General features: G+C 69.9%; 6 protein-coding genes and 1 pseudogene. 4 read left to right on the top strand and 3 right to left on the bottom strand.

Features of this window, described 5'->3' with window-relative positions; translation table 11 throughout:
- Window positions 1-180 (bottom strand): hypothetical protein (locus G5C51_RS38690; RefSeq protein ID WP_206314786.1); only part of this gene is annotated, 180 nt, incomplete at its 3' end.
- 105 nt (window positions 181-285) lie between these two features.
- Between G5C51_RS38690 and G5C51_RS38695 the strand changes: the two genes are divergently transcribed.
- The 3 genes from G5C51_RS38695 (at window position 286) to G5C51_RS38705 (ending at window position 2,289) form a co-directional block, all read left to right on the top strand.
- Window positions 286-1,587: an MFS transporter gene (locus tag G5C51_RS38695; protein ID WP_165245058.1), complete on the top strand. Its 1,302-nt coding sequence runs from the start codon at window positions 286-288 to the stop codon at window positions 1,585-1,587.
- Between the two features lie 73 nt (window positions 1,588-1,660).
- Window positions 1,661-1,900, top strand: a complete 240-nt coding sequence (locus G5C51_RS38700; protein ID WP_165245060.1) for a FitA-like ribbon-helix-helix domain-containing protein — start codon at window positions 1,661-1,663, stop codon at window positions 1,898-1,900.
- Complete coding sequence (locus G5C51_RS38705) at window positions 1,897-2,289, top strand: PIN domain-containing protein (protein ID WP_165245062.1); 393 nt, start codon at window positions 1,897-1,899, stop codon at window positions 2,287-2,289. The genes G5C51_RS38700 and G5C51_RS38705 overlap by 4 nt, the downstream gene beginning before the upstream one ends.
- Window positions 2,290-2,307: 18 nt before the next feature.
- On the opposite strand, the gene argS is transcribed toward G5C51_RS38705, so the two are convergent.
- A complete protein-coding gene (gene argS, locus G5C51_RS38710; protein ID WP_165245064.1) occupies window positions 2,308-4,062 on the bottom strand; it encodes an arginine--tRNA ligase in 1,755 nt (584 codons plus the stop codon).
- A gap of 121 nt (window positions 4,063-4,183) precedes the next feature.
- Between argS and lysS the strand changes: the two genes are divergently transcribed.
- On the top strand, window positions 4,184-5,914 hold the full coding sequence (gene lysS / locus G5C51_RS38715) for a lysine--tRNA ligase (RefSeq protein WP_420824905.1): 1,731 nt from the start codon (window positions 4,184-4,186) through the stop codon (window positions 5,912-5,914).
- 3 nt (window positions 5,915-5,917) lie between these two features.
- On the opposite strand, the pseudogene G5C51_RS38720 reads toward lysS, so the two are convergent.
- Window positions 5,918-6,382, bottom strand: a pseudogene (locus tag G5C51_RS38720) (DUF2637 domain-containing protein); the annotation flags it as partial.

Below are 6,382 nucleotides of genomic sequence, written 5' to 3' on the forward strand. Positions count from 1 at the left end.
GGGGATGCCCTGGTAGGTGCGGGCGGTGGGGGTCTCGGTGCCACGGACGGTGCCCTTGTCCGTACGGACCGAGGTGCTGTCATGGGCTGGGCTCGCGGCGACCGCCGCGGTCGCGGTGCCCGCAATGAGGGCGAGGGCTATGGCTGTTGTCGCGGTCTTCTTCAGCGGCTGCTTCATCATGTATACGAGCGTATGAAGTTGATCTACGAAGCGCCCACCGGGCAGCCCCCGGAAATTGAGGTGGTGCTGGATACACCCTGAGGTACGCTCACCCGGCGCCGATAGATGTATGGAGAACAGACCGCCGTGGGTACCGATATAACCGCCGAACCCGAGCAGCAGCCCCGCGGCTGGCGGCGCTTCCTCATGGACACCCGGCCGCTGCGGCGGCCCGCGTACCGGCGGCTCTGGGCCTCCTCCGCGGTGACCGCGGTCGGCAGCCAGCTCACCGCCGTGGCGGTGCCCAAGCAGATCTACGACATCACCGGGTCGTCGGCGTGGATCGGTTACGCCTCGATCGCCGGGCTCGTGCCGCTGGTGATCTTCGGGCTGTGGGGCGGGACGGTCGCGGACAGCGTGGACCGGCGCAAGCTGATGCTCGTCACCAATGGCGGGATCGCCGTGACCGCGGTGGCGTTCTGGGTGCAGGCATTCGCGGGATTCGACTCGGTGTGGGTGCTGATGGTGCTGCTCGCGCTGCAGCAGTCGTTCTTCGGCATGAACGCACCGGCCCGTAACGCCGCCATCGCCCGGCTGGTCCCGGCCGGGGAGCTGACCGCGGCGCAGGCGCTGGGGGCGACGGTCTTCCAGACCGGCGCCATCGCCGGGCCGCTGCTCGCCGGGGTGCTGATCCCGGTGATCGGGCTCGCCGAGCTGTATCTGATCGACGCGATCGCGCTGGTCGTCACGCTGTGGGCGGTGTGGAAGCTGCCCGCGCTGCCGCCGCTGTCGGACGCGGCGCCGAAGCGGGCGGGGCTGCGCGAGACGCTGGCCGGGTTCAAGTACGCGGCCGCGAACACCGTGCTGCTGATGTCCTTCGTCGCCGACATCATCGCGATGGTCTTCGGCATGCCGCGCGCCCTCTTCCCTGAGCTGGCCGCGACGACGTATGCCGGGCATGGCGAGGGCTTCGCGCTCGGGCTGCTCTTCGCGGCCATTCCGCTGGGCGCGGTGCTGGGCGGCCTGCTCTCCGGGACCTTCAGCCGGGCGCGGCGGCACGGGCTGATGGTGATCGTGTCGATCGCGGCCTTCGGCGTCGCGGTGATCGGCTTCGGAATGAGCCCGAACCTGTGGTGGGCGGTCGCCTTCCTCGCGCTGTCCGGGCTGGCGGACATGGTGTCGGCGGTCTTCCGCGGCGCGATCCTGCAGGAGGCCGCGACCGACGAGATGCGCGGCCGGATGCAGGGCGTCTTCGTGGTGGTCGTGGTCGGCGGCCCGCGACTGGCGGACCTGGTGCACGGAGTGGCCGGCTCGGCGGCCGGGCCGCGGGCCGCGGTGGCCGGGGGCGGGGTGCTGGTGGTGGTGGCGATCGGGATTCTGGCGCTGCTGGCGCCGACGTTCCGTACGTACCGGTCCCCTGGGAACTAGTGCATTCATTCTGAATGCGTGCGAGGTATCCTGGCAGGTGTAGCAGCGCAGCCGAGCGAGGAGGCCGGTCCCCGTGGAAGCAACCCATGTGACGATCCGGGACGTATCCACCGAGGCCCTCGACATACTGAAGGAGCGCGCCGCGCGGGAAGGGATGTCCCTGTCCCGGTTCCTCCGTGAGCTCATCGAGCGCGAGGCGGGGACGCCGACCATGGCCGAGGTCACGGAGCGAATCCGCGCCCATGCCACGGCGGAGTTCTCCAACGACGATGTGCTGGATGCCATCGAGGCCGGGCGGGAGCGTCGGTCGTGATCGTCATCGACTGCTCGGCGCTCGTCCATTACCTCACCAGCCAAGCGGCCCAGGGGCAGCGGATCGCCGCGCGGATCGCGCACGAGCGGGTGCTGGCGGTACCGCACCTGCTGGACGCCGAACTCGCTTCTGCGCTGCTGGGCATGGCCAGAGGCAGCAAGCTCTCGCGTACCCAGGTGGATCAGGCAATGGCCGACTTCCGGTCGATGCCGGTGCGCCGGCACGAGCTGAACCCGCTGTGGGAGCGGGTCCAGCAGTTGTCGGCAGGCCTGTCCGTCTACGACGCGCACTACGTGGCGCTTGCCGAAGGACTCGGGGCACCGCTGGTCACCAGCGACGCCCGTATCGCCAAGAGCGGTGCCGCCCGGTGCCGGGTCGAGACCTTCTGAACCGGGCGGCTGCCGTCGTCAGAGCCGCTCGGGGGTGCGGATGCCCAGCAGGGCCATGCCCTGGTGGAGGGTGCGGGCCGTCAGGGCGCAGAGGAAGAGGCGGTTTTCGACCTGGGCGGGGGTGTCGGCCTTCAGGACCGGGCACTGGTCGTAGAAGGTCGTGTAGAGGGAGGCGAGCTGGTAGAGGTAGGCGGCCAGTTTGTGGGGGGCGTATTCCGCGGCTGCCTCGAAGAGCGTCGCGCCGAAGGCGTCCAGGTGCAGGCCCAATGCCCGCTCGGCCGGGGCGAGTTCGAGCTCCGGGTGTGCGGCCGGGCCGGTCTCGCCCGCCTTGCGGAGGATCGACTGGATCCGGGCGTACGCGTACTGCAGGTACACCGACGTGTCGCCGTTGAGCGAGACCATCTGGTCCAGGTCGAACCGGTAGTCCCGGTTCGGCGACGTCGACAGGTCGGCGTACTTCACCGCGCCGATGCCGACCTGCACGGCCTGCGCCTGGATCTCGTCCTCGGTGAGATCCCGCGCCTTGTCCCGTACGACCTCGGCGGCGCGCTGCACCGCCTCGTCGAGCAGGTCCTCCAGCCGTACGCTCACGCCCTCACGGGTCTTGAACGGCTTGCCGTCGGCGCCCAGGACCGTGCCGTAGGCCATGTTGTGGGCGGTGACCGCGTCGGTCAGCCAGCCGGCCCTGCGGGCGGCCTCGAAGACCATCCGGAAGTGCAGCGACTGCCGGACGTCCACCACGTACAGGAGCGTGGACGCCTTGAGGTCGAAGACCCGGTTCCGGATCGCCGAGAGGTCCGAGGCCGCGTAGCCGAAGCCGCCGTCCGTCTTCTGCACGATCAGCGGGGTCGGCTCGCCGTCCTGGCCGCGGATCTCGTCGAAGAAGACGACGAGCGCGCCCTCGGAGCGGACCGCGACGCCCGCTTCCTCCAGCAGCCGGGCCGTCTCGGCCATCATGTCGTTGTACGCGGACTCGCCGACGATCTCGTCGTCGCGGACCTCCATGTCCAGCTTGGCGAAGACCGAGTGGAAGTAGACCTTCGACTCGTCCACGAACTGCTGCCAGAGGTCGAGGGTCTCCTTGTCGCCGGACTGCAGGGCGACGACCCGCTTACGGGCCCGGTCCTGGAACTCCTCGTCCGCGTCGAAGACCGCCCGGGAGGCCTTGTACACCCGGTTCAGGTTGGACATGGCCTGCTCGCCGTCGACCTGGTCCGCCGGGGCCAGCTCGCCCGGGTTCTCGATCAGGTACTGGATGAGCATGCCGAACTGGGTGCCCCAGTCGCCGATGTGGTGCCGGCCGATGGTCTTCTCGCCGGTGAAGTCGAGCATGCCGCGCAGGGCGTCGCCGATGACCGCCGACCGGAGGTGGCCGACGTGCATCTCCTTCGCCACGTTCGGCTGGGCGTAGTCGATCACCGTGAGGCCGGGCTTCTCCTTCAGCGGGACGCCGAGCCGGTCGTCGGCCGCCCGGGCCGCGAGCGTCTCGGTGATCGCCTTGTCGGAGACGGTGATGTTGAGGAAGCCGGGGCCGGAGACCTCGACGTCCGCGATCTCGGCGGGCGAGCCCAGCGCCTCGACGACCTTCGTCGCGAGCTCCCGCGGGTTGCCCTTCAGCTTCTTGGCGAGTGCCAGCATCCCGTTGGCCTGGAAGTCAGCCCGGTCACTTCGGCGCAGCAGCGGGTCCGCGGCGCCGGCCTCCGGCAGGGCTGCCGAGAGGGCGTCCGCGAGCTGCTGCTCGACCTTGGTGGAGAGGGCGGGGACCGAGGCCATGGAGAGGAACCACCGTTCCGTAAGAGAGATCAGATTTGTGCCCCAGTATCCCATGCGACGCCAGCCGTTTTTCTTTGGGACAATGGGCCGCGCATTGCTCCCGAGAGAGGAAGTACGGACTGTGGGTGCCACCGCCGAGACCGCTGACTGGGTCTCCCGTTTCGCCGACGAGGTCATCGAAGAGGCGGAGCGTCGCGCCCCGGGCAAACCTGTCGTCTGCGCTTCCGGGCTCTCTCCCTCCGGCCCCATTCACCTGGGGAATCTCCGCGAGGTGATGACCCCGCACCTGGTCGCCGACGAGATCCGGCGGCGCGGGATCGCCTGCGAGCACATCATTTCGTGGGACGACTTCGACCGGTTCCGTAAGGTGCCGGCCGGTGTCGCGGGCATCGACGAGTCGTGGGCCGAGCACATCGGCAAGCCGCTGACCTCGGTGCCGGCGCCGCGGGGCAGCTCGTACCCGAACTGGGCCGAGCACTTCAAGGCGGCCATGATCGGCGCGCTGGCTGATCTTGGGGTGGAGTACCGCGGGATCAGCCAGACCGAGATGTATACGTCGGGCGCGTATCGCGAGCAGATCCTGCACGCGATGAAGCACCGCGGCGACATCGACGCCGTGCTGGACCAGTACCGGACCAAGAAGAAGCCCGCCGCGAAGAAGTCGCAGAAGCCCGTCGACGAGGCCGAGCTGGCTGCCGCCGAGGGCTCGGGTGCGGCGGACGAGGACGACGGCACGACGGCCGGCGGGGAGTACTTCCCGTACAAGCCGTACTGCGGCGTCTGCGAGCGCGACCTGACGACGGTCACCGCGTACGACGACGAGAGCACCGAGCTGCACTACACCTGTGTCTGCGGGCACGAGGAGACGGTGCGGCTGGCCGAGTTCGACCGCGGCAAGCTGGTGTGGAAGGTCGACTGGCCGATGCGGTGGGCGTACGAGGGTGTCGTCTTCGAGCCGTCGGGGGTCGACCACTCGTCGCCCGGGTCCTCCTTCCAGGTCGGCGGGCAGATCGTCGGGATCTTCGACGGGAAGCAGCCGATCGGGCCGATGTACGCGTTCGTGGGCATCAGCGGCATGGCCAAGATGTCGAGCTCGCGCGGTGGGGTGCCGACTGCCGCAGATGCGCTGCAGATCATGGAGCCGGCGCTGCTGCGGTGGCTGTACGCGCGGCGCAAGCCGAACCAGTCGTTCAAGATCGCCTTCGATCAGCAGATCCAGCGGACGTACGACGAGTGGGACAAGCTCGCGGCGAAGGTTGCCGACGGGTCGGCGCTGCCGGGAGACGTGGCCGCGTACACGCGCGCCTCGTCCACGGCAGCCGGTGAGCTGCCGGCGACGCCGCGTCCGCTGTCGTACGGGACGCTGGCCTCCATCTCGGACATCACCACCGGCCACGACGACCAGACCCTGCGGATCCTCAACGAGATCTACACGGCCAACCCGCTGGGCTCCCTCGACGAGGCCCGGCCCCGGCTGGACAAGGCCGAGACCTGGATCCGCACCCAGGCGGACGCCGATGACCGCACCGTGGTGCGGGAGACGCCGGACACCGAGCTGCTGGAGTCGCTGACGCCCGAGCAGCGGGAGTCGCTGCGGCTGCTGCTCGACGGGCTGGACGAGCACTGGTCGCTGGAGGGGCTGACCTCTCTGGTGTACGGCGTGCCGAAGGTCCAGGCGGGGCTGCCGGCGGATGCGCACGGCAAGGACGTACCGCCGGAGGTCAAGAAGGGCCAGCGGGCCTTCTTCGCCCTGCTGTACGAGCTGCTGGTCGGCAAGGACACCGGCCCGCGACTGCCCACCCTGCTGCTCGCGGTCGGCGCCGACCGGGTGCGCAAGCTGCTCGGGGCGTAGCGGCTACGCCGACTGCTCTTCGTTGTAGCGCTGGCGGAATTCGCGTACGTAGCCGCGCAGGTAGCCCTCCGTGAGGGGGCCGCCTGTGCGGCCGCCTACGCCGTAGTGGTCCAGCAGATACAGGCCGAACTGGCGGGCGTTGGGGAAGTCGGCCTTCTCCTGGACGTAGCGGAGGAAGGCGCCGTAGTACGCGTCCTCGCGCGGTATGTCGTCGGGGAGGGAGCCGCGGACGTCCGCGCCGTCGTCGGCCGGGTCCTCCTGCGCGAACTGGTCGAAGAGCGGCTCCGGCTCCGGGGCCGGCGGGGGCGGCTCCATGAAGAGCTGCTGGGGGGCCGCGCGGTGACCGTTGCCGTTGACCGGCGCGTGTCCCAGGGCGCGACGGCCGGTGCCGGTGCCGGTCGGGACGGTGAGGGAGGACTGCGGCTGCGGGGCGGGGGCCTGCTGGGCCGGGTCGTAGTCGGCGTAGGT

Origin of the sequence: Streptomyces coryli (genome assembly GCF_011044975.1) — a bacterium.
GTDB lineage: Bacteria > Actinomycetota > Actinomycetes > Streptomycetales > Streptomycetaceae > Streptomyces > Streptomyces coryli.